The following is a 25,773-nucleotide window of genomic DNA, read 5'->3' on the forward strand; positions in this document are numbered from 1 at the left end:
TGGCCTCCACGAACGGGGAGACGCCGCCTTCGGCCGTTATTTCGGTGACGGTGAGCCAGCCACCTGCACCGACGGCGACGCCGACGGCGATCCCGACGGCGACGCCGACGGCGATCCCGACGGCGACGCCGACGGCGATCCCGACGGCGATCCCGACGGCGATTTCGACGGCGTCCGGGGGCCAAGGCCAGCCGACGGCTCCGCCCACGGCTCCCCCGACGATCCCTCCGACGGCTCCGCCGATAACGGTTGTGAATACGACGGTGACCAACACGGCAACGATAGGCCAGACGGCCACAGGCACGGACGCGGCAGGCAATACGATCCGCACGACAGGCGGGACGACGACGATCCCGGCGGCGGGCGGCACGGTGACGCTACCTATGACGCTGCCGCAAGGGGCGACTCTGAACACCTTCAACGACCCGACGACGGGCGTGACGGTGCAGCGCGTCGGCAACCAGAACATCATCCGGGTGCCGGTGCGCGACGAGCAAGGGAAGACGCAGGCATCAGTGCGCGTGACGACCTCAGCCCTGACCGGCACGGGCACAGCGGCGACCGGACAGGTGCAGCGCGTTGAGCTGGAAGTTCCACGACAGCAGGTGAACCTGGCCCAGGCCGATCCCCTCGTGGGCACGGCAGGCGTGGACATGACGGCGACGCTGAACGCGGTGCCGCAGACGTCCACGTTCCAGGTGAGCGTCTCCAAGACGGCCGACCTGGCGGCGAGCACGAGCATCAGCCTGGTAGCCACTGGCGCGGGCACGAGCGTGGCGAACACGGCCTTCTCCGTGAACATCACGAAATCGGCCGCTCTGAACGAGGCCGCGCGCGGGCCTGCCACGCTCAACATGAGCGTCGGCCGGGCGTGGGTGCAGTCGTTCGGCATCGCCAACATCCGCGTGGCGCGGGTGGCAGACGACGGGACGACGGAGCTTCTGCCCGTGGTGCCCGTGGACGCCAACGCAGACCCGGTGGTCTTCACCGTGGTCTCGCCGCGAGGCCTCTCGGTCTTCGCCCTGCTGGCTCTGAGCCGGCCACCTGCACCAACGGCGACGCCGACGGCAGTGCCGCCGACGGTTGCGCCGACGAGAGCCCCGACGGCGACGCCGACGGCAGTGCCGCCGACGGTTGCGCCGACGAGAGCCCCGACGGTTGCGCCGACGGCAGTCCCAACCGTGGTTCCGACGGCAACGCCGATCAGAACACCGGTAACAACGGCGACGCCTGTTGTGGTGCCGACGCCGGTGCCCGAGGAGGACGAAGGCGGGAATACGGCAGTAGTCGTGACGGTGGTGGTCATCATCATCGCGGTACTCGCCCTTGGCGGCGGCTACTTCCTGATGAGACGCCGCAAGCCGTAACGGCACAGCGGAGAGAACGAGCGCTTAGAAGCCCCCGGCATATGCCGGGGGCTTCTTTCTTGACGCTGAGCCCGGCTTTCTAGAGAGGGACCCCCGGGCGCTGAAGGCCCCCGAAAGGGCGAGGCCGCGACAGCCTCCATTCGGGGCGAGGCAGATGGCCCTAGCCCAACGGTCTGCCACAGTCGCCCTGGGCAGGGGGCGGCCTCATGGAACCGTATCTTTTCACATGCCGGGCCAAAGAGGAGTCTACGGCTCAGGCGTTCCAAGCCGTTGCCGTCTGTTCATCAGGTCGCGCTGTGCTTCCCCAAGCAACTAAGAGGAGAGAGCGCCCCGGTATACGCATCTCAGAGGGCGAAGCGCAAGAGCCCCACGGTCAGCGCAGGGGAGGCGTCACTGCAGAGGCCAGAGAGGCCCCTACCTGGGCCTCCGAACTCGCGCAGAGGCCGTCAAGGGGAGGCCCTGAGATTTGGAAGAGGGCCGTGTGGGTTAGTCCTTCATCCCATCTGGCATATACGGGCAGGACCTAGCTGTGCAGATCAGGTTCGCGAGGCAAAAGAGAAGCCCCGGCCTGGATATCCAGGCCGGGGCTTTTTTCGAGGCTAGGCGGGGCGGTTATTCTTCGTCGTCGCGGCGGCGAGAGCCGAGTCGCCACTTGGCGAGGGCGAGACCGGGGACGACGAGGCCGAGGGCGAGCCAGCCGGCATCAACGGTGCCGGTGGCCTCTTTGGCGGCGCTGCAGCCACCGCCGCCCTTCTTTTCAGGGGTGGGGGTGGGCGGCACGGGGGTTGCGGTGGGGGGAACGGGGGTCGCCGTGGGCGGGCGAGGCGTTGCGGTGGCCGTGGGAGGGACTGGAGTAGCGGTGGGAGGCACGGGCCTAGCCGTGGCAGTTGGAGGCACTGGGGTGGCCGTGGGAGGGACTGGAGTAGCGGTGGGAGGCACGGGTGTCGCCGTGGGCGGCACGGGCGTGGCCGTGGGCGCCGGGCGAACGGCGGCGACGTTCACGGTAAAGACGCGGTTAGCGGAGAAGGTGAAGGTGGCGGGGGTGGCCGAGGCCTGATTAGGAACGCGGAGCGTGACAACCTGGCCTTCGAGGTTGCCGGAGGCTGTGATGTCTATGCGGTATTGGTTGGCCTGGAAGCCATCGCGGCCGGTGGTGGTGGAGCCGACGACGGCGTTGTTGAAGACTGCCTCGACGGTGGTGCCTGCGGGAGCCGGGTTGCCGTCAATCGTGACGGAGCCAGTGACGACGGTGACGCCACCCTGGGCCAGAACCGCAGAGCTTGCCAGGATTCCAAGGATAAGGCTCACTATGAGCGCCGTCCCAATGAGCAGTCGCAGACTCGTCCTGGTTCGCATAATTCGTCTCTCCTGGGTGGTTCCTCAAACGTTCAAAACAAAGTTTACTCGGTACAGGGTACACTACCTGTTATGGGAAATGCAATATGTCACGCAACAATGTGCAGCATCTATTTTGAGGCCGGAGTTAGGAAGATTCATGCCGGAGATTCCCGAGCTTAAGGCCATCGTGGCGGTCATCAACAGGACGATCGCCGGGCAGAAGGTCACATCGGCTGAAGTGCGCATCCCCGTTGTGGTGAGGAGGCCGCCGAAGGAGGAGTTCGAGCGGCTGTTGACGGGGAACAGGCTTACCAAGGCTGAACGCAAGGGGAAGTTTGTCCTTCTCCACTTTGCCAGCGGACACCTGATGGCGATCCACCTGATGCTGACGGGAAGGCTTCAGCTGGCGGAGAGAGGCAGCGCTGTCCCGAAGCGCACAGGGTGGCGCATGGGCTTTGAGAACGGGCGTGAGCTGCGCTACTTCGATGAGAAGGCGGACGGGAAGACGTACCTGACGCAGGAAGAGGCGCGCGGCGAGGTGCCGAGGCTGGAGGGAACGGGGATAGACGCGCTAGACCCCGCGCTGACGAAGGACGAGTTCTTGAAGCGCATCAAACGCTACCCAGGGCAGATTAAGAACACGCTGACGAACGACGCCTTTATCACCGGGATAGGAAATGCCTATGTGGATGAGATCCTGTTCGAGGCGCGGATCTACCCATTCACGTGAAGCCGGGAGCTGACGCCTGAACAGCTTGGCAGGCTGTATGAGGCTATCCACACAGTGTACGCCTGGGCTATCCCGATCGTCGCGGACCGGATGGGTGAGACGATCAATGAGAAGGTGCGCGACTTCCTGAAAGTGCACCGCAAGGGGGGCCAGCCGTGCCCGAGGTGCGGGGCGACGATAGCGGAAATCGAGCCGAACGGACGCATCACGAGCTACTGCCGAACGTGCCAGCCCGGAGGCCTGTTCAAGTAGCCGGTTTTCTCGATTGACGAACCCCTTGGAATCTAGTACTATTTTCGTTCGTGAAAGGTGAATAGCTCTTATCGAGAGAGGCAGAGGGACGCAGGCCCTGCGAAGCCCGGCAACCAGCCCTAATTAAGGGTATGGTGCCAAGTCCACCCGAGGCGAGACCGAGGGAGGATGAGAGCAAGCTGACGGATCGTCACGAGTCTCTCCCCTGCGAGAGATTTTTTTATGCCTATCAACAGCATCGAATGGAAGAATGGCAGCGTGCGGTTGCTCGACCAGACGCTGCTCCCGCAACAGCAGGTCTACCTGGATATCAGCGACTATCGCCAGCTCATCGAGGCGATCAAGTCGCTCAGGGTGCGGGGCGCGCCGGCCCTGGGGGTAGCGGCGGCGTACGGCATCGCTCTAGGGGCCCGGACAGTGAGGGCTACAGACAGGGCACTGTATCTGAAGAAAGTGCAAGCCATCGCTGACGAGATCGTGGCCGCGCGGCCGACGGCGGTCAACATGGCGTGGGCGGCCCGGCGGGTGATTCAGGCCGCATCAAGAGAGAAGACGGCGGCCACGATACAGAACGCCATCGAGCGGGAGGCGCGGGCGATACAGGAGGAGGACCTGAAGGCGAACGAGACGCTGGGGGGACACGGAGCCAAGCTCATCGGCAACGGGTCCACGGTGCTGACGCACTGCAACACCGGAAGCCTGGCGACGGCGGGGTACGGGACGGCGCTGGGGGTCATCCGCTCGGCGCGGGCGCAGGGGAAGATCGCCGGGGTCTACGCCACAGAGACGCGCCCGCTGCTCCAGGGAGCGCGCCTGACGGCGTGGGAGCTGCAGCAAGACGGGTGCGATGTGACGCTGATCACCGATTCCATGGCGGGGCATTTCCTGAGCTCCGGCAGGATCGCCTGCGTCCTTGTAGGGGCGGACCGCATCACAATGGAAGGCGACGTGGCGAACAAGATCGGGACATATTCGCTGGCGGTGCTGGCGAAGGAGAACCGCGTGCCTTTCTATGTAGCCGCGCCGACGAGCACGATTGACCCGAAGCTCAAGCGGGGGAAGGATATCCCGATCGAAGAGCGTAAGAGCGAGGAAGTGACCGGCTTTGGAGGCGTGCGGACGGCCCCCGCGGGCGTTCGCGCCGCGAATCCGGCCTTCGATGTAACGCCGAACCGCTATATCTCAGCAATCATCACGGAAAAGGGCGTGGCGAAGCGCCCATACGCCGCCAGCCTAAAGCGGATGCTGGCGGCCTAATCGGCAGGAGAGGCATGGCACAACCACAGGCGGAAATCGCGGTCATCGGCGGCTCCGGGCTCTACCAGATGGCCGGACTCGAGCAGGTGCACGAGGTAAAGGCGAACACGCCCTTCGGATCGCCGAGCGACGCGATCATCGTCGGGACGCTGGAGGGGAAGCGGGTGGCGTTCCTGCCGCGCCACGCTCGGGGGCACAAGCTCAACCCCACGAACGTGCCGTACCAGGCAAATATCTTCGCGCTCAAGCTGCTGGGCGTGCGGCAGATCATCTCCGTGAGCGCCGTGGGGAGCCTGAAGGAAGAGATACGGCCACTGGATATCGTCATCCCAGACCAGATCATAGACAGGACGCGCCTAAGAGCCAACACCTTCTTTAGCAACGGCCTTGTGGTGCATGTCGCCTTCGCCGATCCATTCTGTGGGGACCTCAGCAAGACGTTGCACCGCGCCGCTTCCCAGGACGGGGCGCGGGCACACAAAGGGGGAACGTACATCGCCATGGAGGGGCCGCAGTTCTCCACGAAGGCAGAATCGCACCTGTACCGCTCCTGGGGGGCAAGCGTCATCGGCATGACGGCGCTACCGGAGGCGAAGCTGGCCCGGGAGGCAGAGATGTGCTACGCAACGGTGGCCTGCTCCACGGACTACGATTGCTGGCACCCCGGGCATGAGAGCGTGACGACACAGATGGTGATCGAGAACTTGGGGAAGAACGTGGAGCGCTCCAAGAGCATCGTTCGGCGCGTGGTGGCGAGCATCTCCCCAGGGCGCTCCTGCTCATGTCACAGCGCCCTGGCGACAGCCATCATCACGGCACCAGACCACATCCCGGCGGGCGTCAAGAAAGAGCTTGCGCCGCTCATCGGCAAGTACATCAAGTAAGCGAGAGGAGAGACGACGATGACGAGCAAAGGACCTCAAGAGCCGTTCAAGCGCATCACCGTGGACGAGGCGAAGCGCATGATTGACACCGGGAAGTATGACGTGGTGGATGTGCGGCAGCCCCATGAGTGGGAGAAGGGCCACATCAAAGGGGCCAAGCTTATCCCCGTGGACGCGCTGTATGAACGCATCGGTGAGGTGAGCAAGGAAAAGGAAGTGATCTTTTACTGCGCGGCGGGGGTGCGGAGCGCGCTGGCATGCGAGATCGCGGCGGCGATGGGCCTGACGAAGCTCTACAACGTCGAGGGCGGGATGGGGGCCTGGAAGGCAAAGGCTTACCCGTTCCTGACAGGCAAGTAGCCACATTCAACCTCAAAAGAAAGCAGGCACACTTTGGCAACAGGCGATGTAAAGAACGTCAAACTTTCGAAGGACGGGGTAAAGCGGATCGAGTGGGCCGGGCGGGAGATGCCCGTGCTGCGCGAGATCCAACAGCGCTTTGCCAAGCAGAAGCCGCTACGCAACCAGCGCATCGCGGCATGCCTCCATGTGACCACGGAGACCGCGAACCTGATGCTTGTGCTCCAGGCGGGAGGCGCGGAGCTGACGCTGTGCGCCTCCAACCCGCTCAGCACGCAGGATGACGTGGCGGCGGCGCTGGCCCAGGAGTACGGCATCCCCACCTTCGCCATCAAGGGCGAGGACAACAAGACGTACTACCGGCATATCCAATCGGCGCTAGACCTTAAGCCGACGATGACACTGGACGACGGGGCGGACCTCGTCTCGACGCTGCACAAGGATCGGAAGGCGCTGCTCCAGCACGTCATCGGCGGGATGGAGGAGACGACGACAGGGGTCCACCGGCTGCACAGCATGGCGGCGGATAAGGCCCTGAAGTACCCCATCATCGCGGTGAACGACGCCGATACAAAGCATATGTTCGATAACCGCTACGGCACAGGCCAAAGCACCCTGGACGGCATCACACGGGCCACAAACGTCCTCTGGGCGGGGAAAAAGGTGGTAGTGGCGGGTTACGGGTGGTGCGGGCGCGGCGTGGCGATGCGCGCAAAAGGCCAGGGGGGCCAGGTCATCGTAACCGAGGTGGAGCCGGTGCGAGCGCTGGAGGCGGCGATGGACGGCTTTGAGGTCATGCCGATGAACGACGCTGCGCCGCAGGGCGACATCTTCATCACCGTCACGGGCGGGCTGAACGCCATAGACAAGCAGCACTTTGAGACGATGAAGGACGGCGCGATCCTGGCGAACTCCGGGCACTTCAATGTGGAGATCAACCTGAAGGAACTGGAGAAGATGTCCGAGGCGCGGCGAGAGGTGCGGCCGTTCGTGGAGGAGTTCACGCTGGAGAACGGGCGCAAGGTATTCGTCTTGGGCGAAGGACGGCTCATCAACCTGGCGGCGGCAGAGGGACACCCTGCATCGGTGATGGACATGAGCTTCGCGAACCAGGCGCTGTGCGCAGAGTACCTGGCGAGCCGCGGAAAGCCGCTCCGCCCGGGGGTCTACCCGGTCCCGAAGGAGATTGACCAAGAGGTGGCGAGCATCAAGCTGCGAACGCTCGGCATGTCCATAGACAAGCTCACTCCAGCCCAGCAGAAGTACCTCGCGAGCTGGTCTGAAGGCACCTAATCCCCTCTAAAATCCATCACAAAGGAACAAGAGCATGGCATTCACATTCACGGATTCATCATCGTACCTCTTCACCTCCGAGTCGGTCACGGAAGGCCACCCGGACAAGTTGTGCGACCAGGTATCCGACGCGATACTGGACGCGCTGTTGGCGCAAGACCCCATGGCGCGGGTGGCTTGCGAAACGGCGACCACGACCGGACTCATCGCCGTCCTGGGCGAAATCACCACCGACGGATACGTTGACATCCCGAAGGTCGTCCGGGAGGCCGTTCGCCGCGCCGGATATGTGAAACCGGAGTACGGCATTGATTTCCAGAGCTGCGGCGTCCTTGTCTCGCTCAAGGAGCAATCGGGAGATATCGCGCTAGGCGTGGATAAATCGCTTGAGGCAAAGAGCAAGAACGCGGAGAACGGCGAGGAGGACCCGGATAAGATCGGCGCGGGCGACCAGGGCATGATGGTGGGCTTCGCCTGCACGGAGAGCGAACCCTATTCTCCCGGCACGTTCATGCCGCTGCCGGTCTTCCTAGCGCACAAGTTGACGCGCCGCCTGGCGGAGCTGCGGAAATCGCAATCGCTGCCCTACCTGCGGCCGGACGGCAAATCGCAGGTGACTATCGAGTTCGATCACGGCGTGCCGAAGGCGGTCACGGCCATGGTGGTCAGCACACAGCACGCCCCGGAAGTCTCCATGGACGTCATCCGGCGGGATGTGACAGAAGAGATCATCAAGCCCATCATCCCCAAGCACCTGCGCACCAAGGAGACGAAGATCTACGTTAACCCCACCGGGCGCTTCGTCATCGGCGGGCCCACGGGTGATGCCGGCCTCACCGGGCGAAAGATCCTGGTGGACACCTACGGCGGAGTCGCGCGGCACGGCGGCGGCGCATTTTCGGGCAAGGACCCGACGAAGGTTGACCGATCAGGAGCGTACGCGGCGCGTTGGGTGGCGAAGAACATCGTGGCAGCTGGACTCGCCGACCGCTTGGAAATCCAGGTCTCCTATGCCATCGGCGTCGCGAAGCCGATCTCCATCTCCATCGAGACCTACGGGACGAACAAGATCCCCGACGAGAAGATCCTGCAGCTTATCCATAAGCACTTCGACCTTCGCCCGGCGGCCATCATCCGCGACCTGCGCCTGCGCCGCCCGATCTACCTGCCCTCAGCCTCCTACGGCCACTTCGGCCGGGACGATGTGCTCTTCCCTTGGGAAGAGACGACAAAAATTGCGGCGCTGCGGGCAGATGCCAGGCTCTCGGCCGCGAAGGGGAAGCGCACCACCGCCGTTGCCAGCAAGCCTGCTTCGGCGAAGGCGTAGACAGCGCGGGGCAGGCCCATGCAAGCGGTGATATTGGCAGGCGGCCAGGGGACGCGGCTCCGTCCGCTGACCTCCAACCTACCGAAGCCGATGATTCCGCTTGTGAATAAGCCGTTCCTGGAGCGGATGCTGGCCTACTTGAAGGCCCACGGCATCACTGAGGTCATCCTGGCATCCGGCTACCTGCCGACGGCCATCGAGGACTATTTCGGCGACGGCAGAGGCGTAGGGATGCGGATCACGTACTCCGTCGAGGAGCAGCCGCTGGGAACGGCGGGCGCAGTGAAGAACCTTGAGCGGCTTATCAAGGGCACTTTTTTAGTTTTCAACGGCGACGTAGTGACCGATATGGACCTCAGCACGATGCAGCGCCTCCACCGTGAGCGAAGGGCCAAGGCGAGCCTCTTTCTGGTGCGGGTGGAGGACCCGACACGCTTCGGCGTGGTGGAGACGACGTCCGATGGGCGCGTGACACGCTTCACAGAAAAGCCAAAGAAGGAAGAGGTACGGGCGAATACGATCAACGGCGGCTGTTATGTGCTGGAGCCGGAGACGCTCTCTTATGTGCCGCCCGGCGAGTACCACATGTTCGAAAAGGGGCTCTTCCCCAAGCTTCTTGAGGTGGGCGCGCCGATATATTCATATGCGCCGCCATGCTATTGGAACGATGTGGGGACGCCTGCCAGCTACCTGGGCATCCACAGGGACATCTTGGAGGGCAGAGCGAGGCTGAGCGGAGAGCGCGAGCTTTCTCCCGACGAGGTCCGGAAGGGGCGCAATGTACGCATCGGCGCGGGGGCCAAAGTCACGGGGCCTGTCATTGCGGGGGACGACTGTACAATCCACCCGGAGGCACGCGTCACAGGACCGACGGTGATCGGGCGCAACTGCACGATAGGCAAAGGCGCGATGGTGACAGACGCAGTGCTGTGGGATGGCGTGCAAATCGGAGAAGGAGCAGCGGTAAAGGAGTCCTCCATAGCCAAGGGCGCAGTAGTAGGAAAACGTGCGATACTGCAAGGAGTCGTCATCGGCGAAGGGGCACAGATCAGGGACGGGGCGAACCTTCCGCCCGGAACGACAGTCGCAGCCGACGGGAGAGCATAGGCCACGATGGGCATGAAACCGATCAAGTTCGGGACGGACGGTTGGCGCGCCATCATCGGCGAGGAGTATACGTTCGAGAACGTCCGCTTCTGCAGTCAAGGCGTCGCCGACTATTTCCGAGAGGCGGGAGAGCCTGAGAAGGGGATGGTCATCGGCTATGACACTCGCTTCGCGTCCGAGCATTTCGCAGAGGCGGCCGCGGAGGTGATCTGCGGGAACGGTATCCGCGTTCTGCTGACGGACAGGGCCTGCCCGACGCCCGTTGCGAGCTACAACCTGGTGCAGCGAAAGGCAACGGGCGGCGTGGTCATCACGGCGAGCCATAACCCAGGGACGTATAACGGCTATAAGGTCAAACCCGATTACGGCGGGAGCGCCTCTCCAGAAATCGTCGGAAAGATAGAGGAGCAGATCGCTAAGGCACAGCAGACAGGCCAGGTGAAGCGCTTGTCCTTGGCAGAGGCGGAGAAGAAGGGGCTGTTGGAGCGCTTTGACCCCTCCGGGCCATACCTAAGGCATATCGGCACGCTGGTGAACCTGGATGAAATACGCCAAGCGCCCCTGAAGATCGTCGTTGACTCGATGTACGGCGCAGGAGCGGGCTATATCGCCCAGCTGCTGAAGGGCGGGAAGGCGCAGGTCATCGAGATCCACCGGGAGCGCAACCCGGCATTCCCAGGCATGGCTCAACCAGAGCCGATCACGCAGAATCTCCAGGCCCTTGCCGCCGCCGTGCGGGAGCACAAGGCGGACGTGGGTATCGCAACGGATGGGGACGCCGACCGCCTAGGACTAATGGATGAGCACGGCGATTTCGTCACGCAATTGCAGACGATCTCCCTGCTAACGCTCTATCTGCTCGAAGTGCAAGGGAAACGCGCTCCCATCGTCAAGTCCATCACGACCAGCAGCATGCTCTTTCGGCTTGGGGAGCTCTACAAAGTGCCTGTCCTTGAGACATCCGTCGGTTTCAAATACATCGGGCCAATCATGATGAAGGAGAAGGCGATGCTAGGCGGTGAGGAGAGCGGCGGGTACGGCTTCGCCGGACATATCCCGGAGAGGGACGGCATCCTTTCCGGACTCTACATCCTATCCATGATGGTGAGACTGAAGAAGAAGCCGTCCGAGCTTATCGCGCACCTTTATTCCAAAGTTGGTCCGCACTATTACGATCGCATTGACATCACGTTCGACCCGGCGCGGCGTGAGTCCATCATGAAACAGATAGGGGAGAGCACGCCTGAGCGGCTGAGCGGCAGCAAGGTGGTGGGCATAGATACGTTCGATGGAAGGCGCTTCCGCCTGGAGGACGGCTCCTGGTCGCTCATCCGTTTCTCGGGCACGGAGCCGCTGCTGCGCACCTACTGCGAAACGAGCAGCCCGGAGCGGGTGAAGCAGCTTCTGGCGGAAACGCGCGGGCTGACGGGCGCATGAGCAGACCCCTGGACGACGCGGCGCTCTACACCCGGCTCGACCCATCAGGGATGGACGCGCACATCGCCGGGTTGCCGAAGCAGTGCGCCAACGCCTGGGAAGAGGCCCTGGCGCTGAAGCTGCCGGCCAGGTATCGGCGGGCGGAGCGCCTCGTTGTGGCAGGGATGGGCGGCTCGGCGATAGGCGGAGAGCTGGCAAGTGATTTCTTCAGAACGAGCGATGGGCCACGCATCGCCGTCCACAGGGACTATGGCCTGCCTCCTGGAGTAAACCGAAAGACCTTGGTAATCGCCTCGAGCTACTCGGGAAACACCGAGGAATGCCTGAGCGCCTTTAAGGCTTCCCAAGCAAAGGGCGCGATGCTTGCGGCAGTGACGCGCGACGGGACATTGAAGAAGCTCGCCGTACAGAAAGGCATCCCGGTCTTCCCTATCGCCTATGACAGCCAGCCGAGGGCAGCCATCGGCTATAGCCTGATGCCTGTGTTAGCGATGGCGCAGAGCTGCGGGCTTTCGAAGTCACTAGCGGGCCAGGTACGCGAGGCTGTCGGAGTGCTGGAGAACTTGGCCAAGGAACTGCACCCTGCAACGCCTACCGAAGAGAACCGGGCAAAACAAGTGGCAGAGGGCATCGGCGAGAAGACGGTCATTATCGTGGGGGCTGAACACTTGACAGGCACGGCACGGCGATGGAAGGCCCAAATCCAGGAGAATGCGAAGTCGTGGGCGTACCACGATGCGCTGCCGGAGTTTGACCACAATAGTGTAGAAGGGTTGGCCTTCCCCATAGACGCAGCCTCACGAAGCATCGTGATCTTCCTGAGCAGTGGGCGCTACCGGGAGCAGACGAAGCGGCGCATCAAGGCCACGATCGAATTACTTCAGAAGTCAGGGGTCGCCACAGAAGTCGTCGAGGCGAGCGGCAAGGGACCCCTGGCAAATATCCTCATGTCAGTGTTATTCGGCGATTATGTCAGCTATTATTTAGCCATGCTACGTGGTGTTGACCCTACCCCTGTTCCAAACCTGAGCTGGATCAAAGAGCGCTTGGCCCAGCGATAGCCGGAGGAGTCCGTGGACTTTCGTTTCACCCCGCACGAAGAGCAGTTCCGCGCGGAGATCCGCCAGTGGATGAAGGAGAACCTGCCGAAGGGCTGGCTGGGTATAGACCGCGAGGAGCAGTTCGACCCCCAGTATTTCGACGTGACCAAGGACATGGCGAAGCGGCTGGCAAAGAAGGGCTGGCTGACCTTGGCTTGGAAGAAGCAGTACGGCGGCCAGGAGCGCTCCATCATCGAGCAGACGATCTTCCAGGAAGAGATGATGTATAACGGCGTTCCTGGGACGACGATGGGCATCGGCGGGACGCAATGGGTGGGCCCGACGCTCATCCTGCACGGCACAGAGGAGCAGAAGCGGGAACACCTGCCGCCCATCGCCAACGGCGAACGCTGGTGGTGCACCGGCTATAGCGAACCGGGCGCAGGCTCAGACCTGGCCAGCCTGCAGACGCGCGCCGTCCGGGACGGCGACCATTATGTGATCAACGGCCAGAAAATATGGAACAGCGCGGCGCACGTCTCGGACTGGTGCTGGCTTGCCGTGCGCACCGACCCGAACGCGCCGAAGCACAAGGGCATCAGCATGCTAGTTGTGGATATGCGGACGCCAGGTGTGAAGGCGCGGCCCATCGTGAATATGGCGGGGGCGAAATCGTTCAATGAAATCTTCTTCGATAACGCCCGGGTGCCGGTTAAAAATCTAGTGGGCGAAGAGAACCGAGGCTGGTATGTGCTGGCGGTCGCCCTAGATTTCGAGCGCTCGGGCATCGCCTACGCGGCATACGGCGGCAAGACGCTGCGCCTGACGACGCAGTTCGCCGCAGGGGTGAAGCGCAACGGCACGGCGCTCATCAGCGATCCCATCGTAAAGCACCTGCTGGCGGATATGGCCATACGGGTGGAGATCCAGCGCAAGTTCGCCTACCGGGTGGCGTGGCTTCAAAACCAGGGCAAGGTGCCGAGCCTGGAGGCCTCCGTGGCCAAGGTCTTCGGCTCCGAGGTGCAACAGGGCGCCTCGGTCATGGGCATGCGCGTGATGGGCCTTGCGGGCCAGGTTGAGGCGAATTCCGAGCTTGGCCAGATACAGGCGCGGGTGCAGAACCAGTACCTGAGCAGTATCTCAGCGACCATCGCCGCGGGGACATCAGAGATCCAGCGGAATATCATCGCCCAGCGCGGGATGGGGCTACCGAGGGACTAGGAAGAGGGCTGGGCGATGAAGAGAAAGAATACGAAGAAGCGGACGATGGCCGAAGGCATCTTCGACGGCAGGCAGTTCGAGACGGTCCGCTACCCGACGGATGAGATCTTGCTACGCGTAGTGAAGAACGGCAGCGTACAGGTTGCTGAATATCGCTCCGAGGACCGTGAAGGATCGCCGCCGCATCTCCACCCGTGGGATGAGATCGAATACGTGATCGAAGGTGAAGTTGAGTTCTTCCTACGCGGCGCATGGAGGCGATGTGTGCCAGGGAGCGTTCAGATGCTACCCGCCGGAGCCGCACACGCAGTTCGGGTGCCCAAAGGAACAGCTAGGGTGCTCATGATTACCATGGGCGCTCCATACGATGGCTTCGCCAGGGACATCGCAAAGCTCTATGCCAAGCCCAAGCTGACCCTCAGTGATGTTGCAAAGGTAGCGGGTAAGCATGGAGTGAAGCTGGCTTCCTGAAGCAGCCTTCACTCTCGAGTGAACAAAAGAAGAGGCCCGCCTTAAGGCGGGCCTCTTCTTTTGTCGCGTAACCGGAGCGCTCTTAGCGCTTGGTGTACTGAGGCGCCTTGCGCGCGCGCTTGAGGCCGTACTTCTTGCGTTCCTTTTCCCGAGAGTCGCGGGTGAGGAAGCCCTGGGACTTCAGGGCCGGGCGGAAGGTCTTGTCTATCTCGATGAGGGCGCGGGCGATGCCGTGGCGGATGGCGATAGCCTGGGCGTTATAGCCGCCGCCCACAACCTTGACCACGGCATTGTATTTCTTCTGGACATTGGCTACGCGCAACGGCTCGGTGACGATGTTCCGCAGGTGGGCCATGGGGATGGACTCCTGCAGAGGCTTGCCGTTGACCACAACGGCGCCGCCGCCGGGGGTCAGCCTGACCTGAGCTTTGGCCGTCTTACGACGACCGGTACCGCGATAGAGAGCCTGATGACTGGTGGTCATCTACTCCTCCTTACTTCTCTTCTTTTTTGGATTCTTCTTGGGCTTTGCGGGAGCGAGTCTTGGGAGCGGGGGGCGTCAGCGGCGTGGTGTCAACGGGGGCCTCTGCCTTGGGGGCGGGTGGAGGTGTCGCCGCTGGCGCCGACGCCTTGGCCTTTGGCGCCTCAGGCGCGGGCTTGGCGGCAGGCTTAGGCGGCGCAGCAGGAGGCTTGGAGGCCACGGCAGGGGCGGGAGCGGCCGCACCAGCGGCAGGCTTCACGACGCGCACAGGCCGAGGCTTCTTTGCGGGCTTGCCGGGCTTGGTGGGCAGGGCAAATTCGGTGTTCTGGGCACCGTGGGGATGCTTGGCCTCAGCATAGACCTTCAGCTTGCGGATCATCTGGCGGCCAAGGCGACCCTTAGGGAGCATACCCCAAACGGCGTACTCAACAACGCGGCGGGGGCTCTTCTTAAGCACCTTGCCTAGGGGCTCAAGGCGCAGGGAGCCTGGATAAAGGCTGTGGCGCCAGTAGATCTTGGTCTCTGTCTTGTCGGAAGAGACGCGGATCTTGGCGGCATTGACCACGATGACAAAATCACCGGTGTCCAGATATGGGGTAAAGATCGCCTTGTCCTTGCCGCGGAGGATGGCGGCGGCCTCAGAGGCGACACGACCCAGGGTCTTGCCGCCGGCATCAATGACGCGCCACTGCTGCTTTATCTCACCGGCCTTCGGTACGTATGTCTTGGTTACTGCGTTCATACATCAACTCTCTCTGCGTATTTTTCTCGCGGGGTTCTTAGAGCCTTCCTTCGGCTCTCTCACCGGAGGGAAGTCTCGGTATATCACGTTCGTCAGATACAGGCCGTGGGCGGGCAGTGTCGGGCCTGCCGAGCCGCGCTTACCCTCTCGAGCCGTTCGCTCGAACTGCTCCAGCCTCACCTTTCCCATCCCAAGATCCAGGAGTGCGCCGATCATGCGGCGAACCTGCTGATGGAGGAAGGAGTTGCCAGCAATGGTGAAGACCACCTGGTCGCCCTTCCTCGTGATCGCGAGCTTGGTGAGCCGCCGCCGAGTGCTCGCCCCTTTGGGGAGGGCGTTCCCTGCAAATGGGGCGAAATCGCGAAGGGCGAGGAGCACCTTCGCACCGCGCCGCATGGCCGCCAGGTTCAGCGGACGATGGACATGGAATGCCCGGGTGCGGAGGAGCGGCGATGGAGCGCCGCGATTAAGGACGTGGTATTCATACTCACGGCCGATCGCGGCGGTGCGGACATCGAAGGTCGAAGGGATGGCGTAAGCCGAAGTAACCTTGATGTCTTCCGGCAGGTAGTGGTTCAGCCCTTTGACGAAGGTCTCCAAGGGGAGATTCGCCTTTGTGCGAAAGCTTGCTACCTGGGCCTTGGCGTGAACGCCTGCATCCGTCCTGCTTGCGCAGCGGACGGGGACACGCCGTCCCGTTAGGCGCGCGACTGCCTTCTCCAGCTCCTCTTGCACGGTCTGGGGCTGGGCCTGTATCTGAAAGCCGTAGTATCGAGTACCTTCGTACTCGATCACCAGGGCTATTTTCTTAAGGTGCATGCCGGCGGCGGCGCGATGGCCGCGTTACACCAGCTCAATCTGGACCATCGGGGCGTTATCACCCTTGCGATTGCCCAGTTTGACGATACGGGTATAGCCGCCGTTCCGCTCCTTGTACTTAGGAGCGATCTCCTTGAAGAGCGCCTGAACAACGTTCTCATCGTAGATGTAGGCGAGGGCCTGGCGGCGGTGGTGGAGGTCGCCCGCCTTGCCGAGGGTAATCATCTGCTCGGCGATGCGGCGGAGCTCCTTAGCCTTGGCCTCTGTGGTCACGACCTTGCCAAGGCGGAGGAAATCAGTGACCTGAGCGCGGAAGAGGGCCTTCCGCTCGTTCGCGTCACGGCTCAGGTGCCGTCCGAGTTTTCTGTGGCTAGGCATGGCAAACGTCCTTATGCAGTGTGCTGCTACTTGTTCTCGCCCTCTTTGGGCTCGCCGCCAAAGAAGGTGCGCAGGGCGCCGAGATCGCGGATGGTCTCCTTGGGCTTGGGAGTCTTGTCCTTCTCGCGCTTGGCGTCCGGGGCCTTGGCCGCAGCTTCGCCGATGGGCGTCGGCGCTTCGGCTTCAGGAGCTTCGGGAGCCTCCGCTGCCGCCACCGGCTCTTCTTCCTCCGGCTCTTCGTCCTTCATGTAGCCGAGAGTGCGCAGGCGGCCATACAGCTCGGAGAGGGACTTATCGCCGAAGTTCTTGATGCGGAGGAGCTCATCGGCACTCTTCTCCAGCACCTCGCCGACCTTGTTGATCTTGCTGCGCTTGAGGCAGTTGAGGGTGCGGGCCGAAAGGTCCAGCTTCTCGATAGGCATGTTATAGACTTCGGTCGGGATCGCCTGGGTGAGAGCCGGGCGGGCAGCGCCCTGTTCCTGCTCCTTGCCCAAGATGGAGAACTGGAAGAAGGAGTCAACAAGGATCTGTGCAGCTTCTCGAACGGCCTCCACGGGGTGCTTGGCGCCGTTGGTCCAGATCTCGAGGGTCAGGCGCTCAAAATCGGTAACCTGGCCCACGCGGGTCTTTTCCACAAGGTAGTTGACCTTGCGGATGGGCGTGTAGATGGCGTCCACGGGAAGGAGTCCGATGGAGCCGCCTTCAATAGGGGCCGCAGGGACATAGCCTTTGCCGATGCCGACCTTGAATTCGATGGAGAGCTTGGCCTTTGCCGAATCAAGGCTGGCAAGGTAGTGCTCCGGGTTGACGACTTCGAAATCAGCCGAGGGCTGGATATCGCCAGCCGTCACCTGACCGGGACCCTGGACGGTAAGGCGCAGGGAGCCGGGCTTATCACCGTGAGCTCGCAGGCAGATGCCCTTCACATTCAGGACAAGCTCAGTGACATCTTCCTTCACTCCGGAGACGGCAGAGTATTCGTGCTGAACGCCATCTATCTGGACGGCGTTCACGGCCGCGCCCTTGAGGGAGTTAAGGAGGACGCGCCGAATGGCGTTGCCCAGGGTCGCGCCGAAACCGCGCTCCAAGGGCTCAATAGCGAACTTTCCGTAATTGTCAGAAACTTCGATATTCTGAATTTTCGGCTTGGCCGGGGTTTGGGGCACCGGCATCTGCATTTCGGTTGGTTCGATAGCGGTAGTCACAGCGGTACTCCTATCGAGCATAGTACTCAACGATCATCCGCTCTTCGATCTTGAGGTCCATGTCAGAGGGTTCAGGAAGGGCATGGATCTTGCCGGTGACGGCCTGGGTGTCCAGGATGAGCCACTTGGGGATGGCCTGGCGCTGTCCTGCGCCTGACACGGCCTTGTAGGCCTCCGTCTTCTTGGAGCCCTCAACCCAGCCGACGACATCGCCCACGCCAACGAGATACGAGGGAATGCTGAGCTTCTTGCCGTTGACGGTGATGTGCCCATGGCGGACCAGCTGGCGGGCCTGGGCGCGGGATGTGGCAAAGCCGAGGCGGAAGACAGCGTTGTCCAGCCTGCGCTCCAGGAGCTGGAGCAGATACTGGCCGGTGACACCGGGCTTGCGGGCGGCTTCATCGAAGTTCTTGCGGAACTGGCGCTCGGTGATGCCGTAGATGGCGCGCGCGCGGTTCTTTTCGCGCATCTGCATGCCATGCTCGGACAGCCTGCGGCGGCGGCCCATGCCGTGAGCGCCCGGGGGCGTGTTCCGCCGCTCTATGGCGCATTTAGGCGTGAGGCAGCGCTCACCCTTCAGGAAGAGCTTTTCTCCAGCGCGTCTGCACAATCTGCAGACCGGACCTATTTGTCTAGACACATCGCCTCCTTACACACTCTGCAATCGTACGCAACAGGCTAGACTCGGCGGCGCTTGGGCGGCCGGCAGCCGTTGTGGGGAATCGGCGTCACATCGCGGATGCTCGTCACCATGATGCCGGAGGCCTGGAGCGAGCGGATGGCGGCTTCACGGCCGGGGCCGGGGCCTCGAACAAGGACTTCCACCTGGCGCAGGCCCTGATCCGTGGCGCGCTTTGCGGCTTCTTCGGCTGCGCGCTGGGCGGCGAAGGCGGTGCCCTTGCGGGAGCCCTTGAAGCCGCAGGCGCCGGCGCTGCTCCAGGATATGACGTTACCGGTGGGATCCGTGAGCGTCACCCGGGTATTGTTGAAGGTGGACTGGATAAAGGCCCTGCCCGCAGGGACGACTCTCCGTTCCTTCCGCTTCGCCCTCACCGGGGCCGCTTTTGGTGTTTGTGATGTATCTGCCATATCGGTACCCTTTCGCCCGGACGGCCACATACGGCCGCCCTTGAGCATTACTTCTTGGCCGCGACCTTGCGGCGGCCTGCGACGGTCTTACGCGCGCCGCGCTTGGTGCGGGCATTGGTCCGCGTACGCTGGCCGCGCACCGGGAGGCTCTTACGGTGCCGGGAGCCGCGATAGGAGCCGATGTCAATCAGGCGGCGGACGTTCTGGCTCACCTCGCGGCGAAGGTCGCCCTCGATGAGGTAGCCGCTCTTATCCACGGCATCGCGGATGCGGTTCAATTCCTCTTCCGTGAGGTCCTTCACGCGAGGATTGTTGACCACGCGGGCCTTCTCCAAGATCTCCCGGGAGTTGGAGGGGCCGAGGCCGTGGATGTAGCGGAGGGCGATGTCCACCCGCTTGTTGTTCGGAATGTCTACGCCAGCGATACGCGCCATAGGTAACCTCTCAGCTTAGCCTTGCCGCTGCTTATGCTTCGGATTCGCGCAGATGATGCGGACAACACCGCTGCGCCGGATGACTTTGCACTTATCGCACCGCACTTTGATCGAAGCTTTCACTTTCATCGTGGTCTCCGCAGTCGTGCTCTACTTGAACCGATAGATGATGCGCCCGCGCGTCAGGTCGTAGGGAGAGAGCTCCACCATGACCCGATCACCCGGGAGGATCTTGATGAAATGCATGCGTATCTTGCCTGAGACATGGGCGAGGACTTGATGGCCGTTGGGGAGGTCAACGCGAAACATGGCATTGGGCAGCGTCTCCGCCACCGTCCCTTCAACCTCTATAGCCTCTTTCTTCGCCATCAGCGCTTCTACATCCCTTTCAGTTTCTGGCCGTCAGGACTTCCGGTCCCTGCTCCAGAATCGCGACCGTATGCTCAAAGTGGGCGGAGATGCTGCCATCTTCCGTCACCACCGTCCAGCCGTCCGGCAGGACCTTTGTCTTCCAGGTGCCGGCGTTCACCATCGGCTCGATGGCCAGCACCATCCCATGCCGCAAGGGGATGCCCCTGCCGGGTATCCCATAATTCGGCACAGCCGGCTCCTCATGGAGCGCGCGGCCGATGCCGTGTCCCACATATTCCCGCACAACGCCAAACCCCCTGGATTCGGCGCATTCCTGCGCCGCCCAGGAGACATCTCCCATACGCGCACCGACCCGGCACGCCGCGATGGCGGAGGTCAGCGAGCCTTCAGCCGCCTCCAGCAGCGCCTTCGCGGTCTCCGATATCTCACCTGCGCCGACGGTCACAGCGGAATCGCCATGAAAGCCGTCAACTATGGCGCCCACATCCAGGCTCACCACATCACCCTGGCGGATGACGCGCTTGCCGGGGATGCCGTGCACCACTTCTTCATTTATTGACGTGCAGATGCTTTTCGGAAAGCCCCGGTAACCCTTGAACGACGGGGTCGCCCCGCTGGAGCGAATCACGCCGTCCGCCAGGTCATCCAACTCGCCGGTCGTGACGCCGGGCCGCACCGCCTTGATCAGGGCGGCAACGGTTTTGGCCACAACACGGCTCGCCTGCCGCATCGTTTCCAATTCGGCAGGCGACTTGATGATGATGCCTGTGTTCTGGATCCGTGGTTGTTCGACCCGCATCCTGCAATCAGCCGAACCTTTCTATTTTAGTACAGAAGACAAATCTTTGCTAACCTTCTCGATATCCTGCTCGCCGTTCACCTCGGCCAGGCGCTTCTGCTTGCGGTAGTACTCGATGAGGGGAGCCGTCTGATCAAAGTAGACCTTCAGGCGACGGCGAGCCGTCTCCTCGGAATCGTCAGGGCGCTGAAAGAGCTCGGACCCGTCAATATCGCACTTGCCCTTGACCTTGGGAGGCGCGTTGACGATGTGATAGGGATGTTGGGCCGCGCGGCAGATCCAGCGGCCGCCCAAGCGTTGGAGGAGTTCTTTCTCAGAGACCTTAAGATAGACGGCCTTATCTATGGCGCCTGAGCGGGCTTTGGCGAGAGCTTCGTCCAGGGCGGTAGCCTGGGGCAACGTTCGCGGAAAGCCATCGAGCAGATAGCCCTTTTTGCAATCGGGCCGCTGGATGCGTCCTAAGATCATCTTGATGGTCACTTCGTCCGGCACTAGCTCGCCCTTCTCCATGTACTTTTTAGCTAAAAGGCCGAGCTCAGTGCCTTTGGCCTGCTCTTCGCGGAAGAGATCGCCCGATGAGATATGGGCGATGCCGAGCTGCTTGGCCACAACAGTCGCCTGTGTGCCTTTGCCTGACCCCGGCGCTCCTAAAAGGATAATCTGCACAGTGGTGAACTCCGATAGCGGCCGCAACGCCCGCTACTTGATGAACCCTTCGTACCGCCGCATGAGGAGCTGGGATTCGAGCTGACGCATGGTATCCAGGGCAACGCCGACGACAATAAGGAGCGCTGAGGCGCTCAGCTGAAGATTCTCGAAGTTGGTGGTCCTGCCAAGGAAGTGGGGAAGAACGGCAATGAGGGCGAGGAAGAGGGCGCCCACAACAGTGATGCGCAGGATGACCTTGTTCAAGTAGTCCTCGGTCGGTTTCCCGGGGCGTATACCAGGGATAAAGCCGCCCTGTTTCTGCAAGTTCTCAGCCAAGTTCTGCTGTTGGTAGACGACGATGGTGTAGAAGAAGGTGAAAAGAAGAACAAGGAAGAAGGTCAACACCCAGTAGAGTGTCTTGCTGGGGCTGAAGAAGCTCTCCACATCACGAGCGAAATCGGAGACCCAGCGCGTGTCCGAACCGACGAAGTAGCTGGCCACAACAGAGGGGAAGAGCATGATGGAGACGGCGAAAATCAAAGGTATCATGCCCGCCGCGTTCACGCGCAACGGGATGTAGGATGCGCCCGCCTGGCGATACATCCTGCCGCCGCGGAAGAGGCTGCGCCCATACTGGACGGGAACGCGCCGGATGGCTTCCGTCACAAATACGATGGCGTAGACGATGATGAGGAAGAAGACGATGAGAGCGACGACATTGGAGGTAACGCCTCGAGAGCCGATCGTTTGGTTATAGATATCCGGCAGGCTAGCCACGATGCCGCCAAAGATAATGATGGAGATGCCGTTGCCGATACCCTTTTCCGTGATGAGCTCACCAAGCCAGACGAGGAACATCGTGCCCGCGGTAAGGGAGAAGATCGCGGCGATAGTGGGCAGGGCCTCTCCGCTGCCGAAGCCGATATTGGCGATAGCGCCGCTGCGCTCAAGGATGAGCAGCTGGCCGTAGCCCTGAGCCAACGCAAGAGGAACCGTGAGCCAGTGGGTGTATTGATTGATCTTCTGTCGCCCGTACTCGCCCTCTTTGGCAAGGGCTTGCATCCTTGGAATCACCGGCACCAAAAGCTGCATGATGATGGAGGCCGTGATGTACGGGTAGACGCCAAGGGCGGCGATGCTCAAGTTGCGCAGGGCGCCGCCGCTGAAGGCGTCCAGGAAGCCGAAAAGCTGGTTGTCCTGGAAGAGCCTGTCAAGATTACCGACGTCCACGCCCGGCAGAGGCACATTAGCCACAAACCGGAACATAACGAGCATCAGCCCTGTGAAGAGGAGCTTCCAGCGCAGGTCCGGCTGCCGGAAGGCATCGCCTATGGCCGCCAGGAGGCGGAGGCTAGACGGCTGCTGCTGTTGCACTAATCTCCTCTGCCTTGCCTTGAGCAGCCTCGATCTTTTGCTTCGCGGAGGCGGAGAACTTCTGAGCCTTGACGGTGAGAGCCTTGGTCAGGGTGCCCTTTGCAAGGACCTTGACCGGCTGCGCATCGCTCCGGATATAGCCTGCGGCCTTGAGCTCCTTGGCGGTGACCGTGGCACCCGCCGGGAACTTCTCAAGAACGTCCAGGTTCACCGGCTGATAGTCCACGCGGAAGGGGTTGTTGAAGCCGCGCAGCATGGGCAGGCGCTTCATGATAGGCACCTGGCCGCCTTCAAAACCCGGACGGATGTGGACGCCGCGGCGGGACTTCTGGCCTTTGGTGCCTTTGCCGCCCGTGGTGCCCTTGCCGCTGCCTGGACCGCGACCGATGCGCTTGGCCTTGTACCGAAGGTGCGCGGGACGACCTACTTGATGCTGTCTCATTGCTCTTCAACCTTGAGGAGATGACGGACCTTCTGCACCATGCCGCGGACGGCAGGTGTGCTGGTGTGTTCAACAGTGGCGTTCAGCTTACGCAGGCCGAGGGCGCGAACGGTGGCGCGCTGGTCCGGCTGGTGGCCGATAGGACTCTTCACTAAGGTCAGCTTGAGCTTAGCCATTGCCTTCCTCAGGAGCCTTAGGTTCAGCCGGAGCCTCAGGCGCGGGAGCGGGAGCCCCGGCGGCAGGAGCGGCGCTTTCCGCCCTGGGGCGCATATCGCGCTTAGGAGCGGCCGGACGAGGCGGGCGCGGGGAGCGCGGCTCCGGGGGAGGAGCGGCGGCTAGGGCCGCTGCCAGCGCCTTGCGGTTGGCGATCGTCTGCTCCGGGAACTGGAGGCTTTCCAGCGCCAGATACGTGGCCTTCACAACGTTGATAGGATTCGGCGTGCCCAGGGACTTCGTGAGGATGTCCCGGATGCCTGCGGCTCCGACGACAGCGCGGACGCTGCCGCCCGCGATGACGCCAGTGCCGGGAGCGGCGGGCTTCAGCATGACCTTGGCCGCACCGAACTTATAGACAATCTCATGAGGGATGGTGCTTCCCTTCATTGGAACCCGGATCATATGCTTACGAGCGATCTGGGCGCCCTTCTTGACGGCGTCAGGGACTTCAGCCGACTTGCCGAGGCCGATGCCGACCTGGCCTGAGCCATCGCCGACGACAACCATCGCATTGAAGTGGAAATGCTTGCCGCCCTTGACCACCTTCGCAACGCGCTTGATGCTGACGACCTTCTCGATGCCGCCTTCGCCGCGATCGCCACGATCGCCTCTGTCTCTTCGCTCTCTCTCTCGGGTAGTCAAAAGACCAACCCTCCTTTACGAGCCGCTTCAGCCAGGGCTTGAACCCGGCCTTGATATTGAAAGCCGCCTCGATCAAAGACGACCTTATCTATGCCTGCCGCTTTCGCACGCTGGGCAACGGCCAGACCGACCAACTCCGCCTGGGCCTTCTTGGTCTTGGCCGCCTCTTTGCCCTTAAGATCAGGATCAACGGTCGAAGCCTGCACAAGGGTACGGCCCTGAGAATCATCCACGATCTGGGCATAGATGTGGTTGAGGCTGCGGAAGACGGAGAGTCGGGGGCGTCCGGCAACGCCGACCACCTTGGCCCGAACCCGGCGATGCCGGGCCTGCCGTGACGCTCGCGATTGTGTGAGTTTCTCTGCCATAGGCTACCTCTACGCGCCCTTCTTGCCGCCCTTGCCGGGCTTGAGATGGACCTCTTCGCGGGCATAGCGGATGCCTTTGCCCTTGTAGAGATCGGGAGGACGGATACGGCGAATCTTGGCGGCCCACAGGCCGACGGCCTGCTTGTCCGGACCGGTGATGTGGATGCGGTTCTGTCCTTCCACCTTCAGGTCAACACCGGCGGGGGCGGTCACCTCAATCGGGCGGCTAAAGCCGACCTGAAGAGAGATGCCCTTGCCAGCCTGGGCGGCACGATAACCGACGCCGACGATCTCCAGAGTCTTCTGATAGCCCTGGGTGACGCCGATGACCATGTTGTTGATGGTGGCGCGCGTGAGGCCATGGAGGGCGCGGACGTTCTTCTCGTCGCTGCTGCGAGTCACGGTGATAACGCCGTCCTTAACCGCAACCTTCAGCGCTGAATCGAAGCTGTTGGTCAGCGTGCCCTTGGGGCCCTTGATGGTGACTGACTGGCCGTCCACTTTGACGTCTATGCCCTTGGGGGCGGCCACCGGAAGTTTTCCTATTCGAGACATAGCATATGCTCCAGATATCGGCTCAGGACTACCAGACGATGCAGAGGACTTCGCCGCCGATCTTTTCCTTCCACGCCTGTTTGCCGGTCATGACGCCCTTGGACGTGGAGACGATGGCCGTGCCAATGCCTCCGTAAACGCGGGGCACTTCGCCGCGGCCTGCGTAGATCCGCAAGGAGGGCTTGCTCACACGCTCAAGGCCCGCGATGGCCGGTTGGGTCTTGTCCTTGTAGATAAGAAAGAGCTTGATCGCCTTATGGGCGCCGTTGCGGACAACGCCGATATCGCGCACAAAGCCCTCATCCTTCAAGATCTGGGCGATGGAGGCCTTGATCTTGGAATGCGGCACGGTGACCGATGAGCGCCTGCTCAGGCCCGCGTTGCGAATCCTTGTCAGCATATCTGCGATCGGATCAGTCGTTGACACTGTTGCCTCACCTTCCCGGGGCGGTTTGCCTACCAGCTGGCCTTGCGAACCCCGGGGATCTCGCCCCGCAGGGCTAACGTGCGGAAGCAGATACGGCAGATACCGAAATGGCGGATATAGGCCCGAGGCCTGCCGCACAGGGCGCAGCGATTGTGAGCCTGCACCTTATGCTTCGGCTTGACGGCCTGCCGCTTCCACTTCTCGATTTTGCATATCTTTGCCATGCGCTACGCCTCCAGCATTGCGGCTATGCCGCCGCGTCCTTTGGCCGTCCCTCTTTCGAGAAGGCCCAGCCCATCAGCACAAGCAGCCGCCTAGCGACCTGGTCGTCCCTTGCCGAGGTCACGATGGTGATCTGCATGCCACGAATCTTGTCTATGGAATTGAAGTCAATCTCCGGGAAGACGGACTGCTCGCGCAGGCCGATGGTGTAGTTACCTCGGCCATCGAAACCGCGATTCGGCATGCCGCGGAAGTCCCGGATACGGGGGATGGTCACGTTGATCAGACGGTCCAGAAACTCGTACATGCGGCTACCGCGCAGGGTGACCATAACGCCGATGCCGGATCCCTGGCGCACCTTGAAGTTCGCGATGGACTTCTTCGCGCGGGTGATGACCGGGTGCTGACCTGCGATGGCGCCCAGATCACGAGCGGCATTCTCGAGCGCCTTGGGGTTCTCCAAGGCCTCGCCCATG

Annotated in this window: 33 protein-coding genes, 3 pseudogenes and 1 riboswitch; of the genes and pseudogenes, 13 read left to right on the forward strand and 23 right to left on the reverse strand. The window is 62.3% G+C overall.

Going from position 1 to position 25,773, the window contains the following annotated elements:
• Window positions 1-69: 69 nt before the first annotated feature.
• Window positions 70-183: pseudogene (locus FJ039_09470) on the reverse strand (DUF461 domain-containing protein).
• An 80-nt stretch (window positions 184-263) separates the two neighbouring features.
• Between FJ039_09470 and FJ039_09475 the strand changes: the two are divergent.
• Complete coding sequence (locus tag FJ039_09475) at window positions 264-1,367, forward strand: hypothetical protein (GenBank protein ID MBM4406391.1); 1,104 nt, start codon at window positions 264-266, stop codon at window positions 1,365-1,367.
• A 759-nt stretch (window positions 1,368-2,126) separates the two neighbouring features.
• On the opposite strand, the pseudogene FJ039_09480 reads toward FJ039_09475, so the two are convergent.
• Window positions 2,127-2,348: pseudogene (locus FJ039_09480) on the reverse strand (hypothetical protein).
• Window positions 2,349-2,439: 91 nt separating this feature from the next.
• On the opposite strand from FJ039_09480, the gene FJ039_09485 reads away from it, so the two are divergent.
• From FJ039_09485 to FJ039_09540, 12 genes are all read left to right on the forward strand, one after another.
• Complete coding sequence (locus FJ039_09485; protein MBM4406392.1) at window positions 2,440-3,435, forward strand: hypothetical protein; 996 nt, start codon at window positions 2,440-2,442, stop codon at window positions 3,433-3,435.
• Between the two features lie 90 nt (window positions 3,436-3,525).
• The gene (locus tag FJ039_09490; protein MBM4406393.1) at window positions 3,526-3,687 is read left to right on the forward strand and encodes a hypothetical protein; all 162 of its coding nucleotides are present in this window, start codon (window positions 3,526-3,528) and stop codon (window positions 3,685-3,687) included.
• Window positions 3,688-3,752: 65 nt separating this feature from the next.
• Window positions 3,753-3,862, forward strand: a riboswitch (SAM riboswitch).
• A gap of 47 nt (window positions 3,863-3,909) precedes the next feature.
• On the forward strand, window positions 3,910-4,944 hold the full coding sequence (gene mtnA, locus FJ039_09495; protein MBM4406394.1) for an S-methyl-5-thioribose-1-phosphate isomerase: 1,035 nt from the start codon (window positions 3,910-3,912) through the stop codon (window positions 4,942-4,944).
• A gap of 14 nt (window positions 4,945-4,958) precedes the next feature.
• Complete coding sequence (gene mtnP / locus FJ039_09500; GenBank protein ID MBM4406395.1) at window positions 4,959-5,828, forward strand: S-methyl-5'-thioadenosine phosphorylase; 870 nt, start codon at window positions 4,959-4,961, stop codon at window positions 5,826-5,828.
• Window positions 5,829-5,846: 18 nt separating this feature from the next.
• Window positions 5,847-6,188: a rhodanese-like domain-containing protein gene (locus tag FJ039_09505; protein MBM4406396.1), complete on the forward strand. Its 342-nt coding sequence runs from the start codon at window positions 5,847-5,849 to the stop codon at window positions 6,186-6,188.
• Window positions 6,189-6,221: 33 nt separating this feature from the next.
• Window positions 6,222-7,481 (forward strand): adenosylhomocysteinase, encoded by a 1,260-nt coding sequence (locus FJ039_09510; protein MBM4406397.1) that lies wholly within the window; start codon window positions 6,222-6,224, stop codon window positions 7,479-7,481.
• A 34-nt stretch (window positions 7,482-7,515) separates the two neighbouring features.
• Window positions 7,516-8,808 carry a methionine adenosyltransferase gene (locus FJ039_09515; protein MBM4406398.1) on the forward strand — a complete coding sequence of 431 codons (1,293 nt, stop codon included), beginning with the start codon at window positions 7,516-7,518 and terminating at the stop codon, window positions 8,806-8,808.
• An 18-nt stretch (window positions 8,809-8,826) separates the two neighbouring features.
• Window positions 8,827-9,915: an NDP-sugar synthase gene (locus FJ039_09520; protein MBM4406399.1), complete on the forward strand. Its 1,089-nt coding sequence runs from the start codon at window positions 8,827-8,829 to the stop codon at window positions 9,913-9,915.
• 12 nt (window positions 9,916-9,927) lie between these two features.
• Entirely contained in the window at window positions 9,928-11,352 is a 1,425-nt protein-coding gene (locus FJ039_09525) for a phosphoglucomutase/phosphomannomutase family protein (protein MBM4406400.1), read from the forward strand.
• On the forward strand, window positions 11,349-12,413 hold the full coding sequence (locus FJ039_09530; protein MBM4406401.1) for a bifunctional phosphoglucose/phosphomannose isomerase: 1,065 nt from the start codon (window positions 11,349-11,351) through the stop codon (window positions 12,411-12,413). Before FJ039_09525 ends, FJ039_09530 begins: the two co-directional genes overlap by 4 nt.
• A gap of 12 nt (window positions 12,414-12,425) precedes the next feature.
• Window positions 12,426-13,613, forward strand: a complete 1,188-nt coding sequence (locus tag FJ039_09535; GenBank protein MBM4406402.1) for an acyl-CoA dehydrogenase — start codon at window positions 12,426-12,428, stop codon at window positions 13,611-13,613.
• 15 nt (window positions 13,614-13,628) lie between these two features.
• On the forward strand, window positions 13,629-14,084 hold the full coding sequence (locus FJ039_09540; GenBank protein MBM4406403.1) for a cupin domain-containing protein: 456 nt from the start codon (window positions 13,629-13,631) through the stop codon (window positions 14,082-14,084).
• A gap of 82 nt (window positions 14,085-14,166) precedes the next feature.
• Here FJ039_09540 and rpsI read toward each other — a convergent pair whose 3' ends face one another.
• From rpsI to rplE, 21 genes and pseudogenes are all read right to left on the reverse strand, one after another.
• Window positions 14,167-14,568: a 30S ribosomal protein S9 gene (gene rpsI, locus FJ039_09545; protein MBM4406404.1), complete on the reverse strand. Its 402-nt coding sequence runs from the start codon at window positions 14,566-14,568 to the stop codon at window positions 14,167-14,169.
• Window positions 14,569-14,890: 322 nt separating this feature from the next.
• Window positions 14,891-15,307, reverse strand: a pseudogene (gene rplM, locus FJ039_09550) (50S ribosomal protein L13).
• Window positions 15,308-15,310: 3 nt separating this feature from the next.
• Window positions 15,311-16,126, reverse strand: coding sequence for a tRNA pseudouridine(38-40) synthase TruA (gene truA, locus FJ039_09555; GenBank protein ID MBM4406405.1), 816 nt, complete (start codon window positions 16,124-16,126; stop codon window positions 15,311-15,313).
• Window positions 16,127-16,150: 24 nt separating this feature from the next.
• The gene (locus FJ039_09560) at window positions 16,151-16,504 is read right to left on the reverse strand and encodes a 50S ribosomal protein L17 (protein MBM4406406.1); all 354 of its coding nucleotides are present in this window, start codon (window positions 16,502-16,504) and stop codon (window positions 16,151-16,153) included.
• 26 nt (window positions 16,505-16,530) lie between these two features.
• A complete protein-coding gene (locus FJ039_09565; protein MBM4406407.1) occupies window positions 16,531-17,730 on the reverse strand; it encodes a DNA-directed RNA polymerase subunit alpha in 1,200 nt (399 codons plus the stop codon).
• Entirely contained in the window at window positions 17,720-18,349 is a 630-nt protein-coding gene (gene rpsD, locus FJ039_09570) for a 30S ribosomal protein S4 (GenBank protein MBM4406408.1), read from the reverse strand. The genes FJ039_09565 and rpsD overlap by 11 nt, the downstream gene beginning before the upstream one ends.
• A 38-nt stretch (window positions 18,350-18,387) precedes the next feature.
• Window positions 18,388-18,798, reverse strand: a complete 411-nt coding sequence (rpsK, locus tag FJ039_09575; GenBank protein ID MBM4406409.1) for a 30S ribosomal protein S11 — start codon at window positions 18,796-18,798, stop codon at window positions 18,388-18,390.
• 47 nt (window positions 18,799-18,845) lie between these two features.
• Entirely contained in the window at window positions 18,846-19,232 is a 387-nt protein-coding gene (gene rpsM / locus FJ039_09580; GenBank protein ID MBM4406410.1) for a 30S ribosomal protein S13, read from the reverse strand.
• 15 nt (window positions 19,233-19,247) lie between these two features.
• Window positions 19,248-19,361, reverse strand: a complete 114-nt coding sequence (gene rpmJ / locus FJ039_09585) for a 50S ribosomal protein L36 (protein ID MBM4406411.1) — start codon at window positions 19,359-19,361, stop codon at window positions 19,248-19,250.
• Between the two features lie 21 nt (window positions 19,362-19,382).
• Window positions 19,383-19,601 carry a translation initiation factor IF-1 gene (infA, locus tag FJ039_09590; protein MBM4406412.1) on the reverse strand — a complete coding sequence of 73 codons (219 nt, stop codon included), beginning with the start codon at window positions 19,599-19,601 and terminating at the stop codon, window positions 19,383-19,385.
• 19 nt (window positions 19,602-19,620) lie between these two features.
• Window positions 19,621-20,403, reverse strand: coding sequence for a type I methionyl aminopeptidase (gene map, locus FJ039_09595; protein MBM4406413.1), 783 nt, complete (start codon window positions 20,401-20,403; stop codon window positions 19,621-19,623).
• Between the two features lie 21 nt (window positions 20,404-20,424).
• Entirely contained in the window at window positions 20,425-21,069 is a 645-nt protein-coding gene (locus FJ039_09600; GenBank protein MBM4406414.1) for an adenylate kinase, read from the reverse strand.
• 33 nt (window positions 21,070-21,102) lie between these two features.
• On the reverse strand, window positions 21,103-22,452 hold the full coding sequence (gene secY / locus FJ039_09605) for a preprotein translocase subunit SecY (GenBank protein MBM4406415.1): 1,350 nt from the start codon (window positions 22,450-22,452) through the stop codon (window positions 21,103-21,105).
• Window positions 22,403-22,867 carry a 50S ribosomal protein L15 gene (locus FJ039_09610; GenBank protein MBM4406416.1) on the reverse strand — a complete coding sequence of 155 codons (465 nt, stop codon included), beginning with the start codon at window positions 22,865-22,867 and terminating at the stop codon, window positions 22,403-22,405. The genes secY and FJ039_09610 overlap by 50 nt, the downstream gene beginning before the upstream one ends.
• Window positions 22,864-23,043: a 50S ribosomal protein L30 gene (rpmD, locus tag FJ039_09615; GenBank protein MBM4406417.1), complete on the reverse strand. Its 180-nt coding sequence runs from the start codon at window positions 23,041-23,043 to the stop codon at window positions 22,864-22,866. Before rpmD ends, FJ039_09610 begins: the two co-directional genes overlap by 4 nt.
• The gene (locus tag FJ039_09620) at window positions 23,036-23,725 is read right to left on the reverse strand and encodes a 30S ribosomal protein S5 (GenBank protein MBM4406418.1); all 690 of its coding nucleotides are present in this window, start codon (window positions 23,723-23,725) and stop codon (window positions 23,036-23,038) included. Before FJ039_09620 ends, rpmD begins: the two co-directional genes overlap by 8 nt.
• Window positions 23,722-24,093 (reverse strand): 50S ribosomal protein L18, encoded by a 372-nt coding sequence (locus tag FJ039_09625; GenBank protein MBM4406419.1) that lies wholly within the window; start codon window positions 24,091-24,093, stop codon window positions 23,722-23,724. Before FJ039_09625 ends, FJ039_09620 begins: the two co-directional genes overlap by 4 nt.
• Window positions 24,094-24,102: 9 nt before the next feature.
• On the reverse strand, window positions 24,103-24,648 hold the full coding sequence (locus FJ039_09630; GenBank protein ID MBM4406420.1) for a 50S ribosomal protein L6: 546 nt from the start codon (window positions 24,646-24,648) through the stop codon (window positions 24,103-24,105).
• A 28-nt stretch (window positions 24,649-24,676) separates the two neighbouring features.
• Window positions 24,677-25,075, reverse strand: coding sequence for a 30S ribosomal protein S8 (rpsH, locus tag FJ039_09635; GenBank protein ID MBM4406421.1), 399 nt, complete (start codon window positions 25,073-25,075; stop codon window positions 24,677-24,679).
• Between the two features lie 29 nt (window positions 25,076-25,104).
• Window positions 25,105-25,299 carry a type Z 30S ribosomal protein S14 gene (locus tag FJ039_09640; GenBank protein ID MBM4406422.1) on the reverse strand — a complete coding sequence of 65 codons (195 nt, stop codon included), beginning with the start codon at window positions 25,297-25,299 and terminating at the stop codon, window positions 25,105-25,107.
• 23 nt (window positions 25,300-25,322) lie between these two features.
• Window positions 25,323-25,773, reverse strand: a 451-nt coding sequence (gene rplE, locus FJ039_09645) for a 50S ribosomal protein L5 (protein MBM4406423.1), incomplete at its 5' end; no start/stop codon positions are given.

Source organism: Chloroflexota bacterium (assembly GCA_016875535.1).
Taxonomy (GTDB): domain Bacteria; phylum Chloroflexota; class Dehalococcoidia; order SHYB01; family SHYB01; genus VGPF01.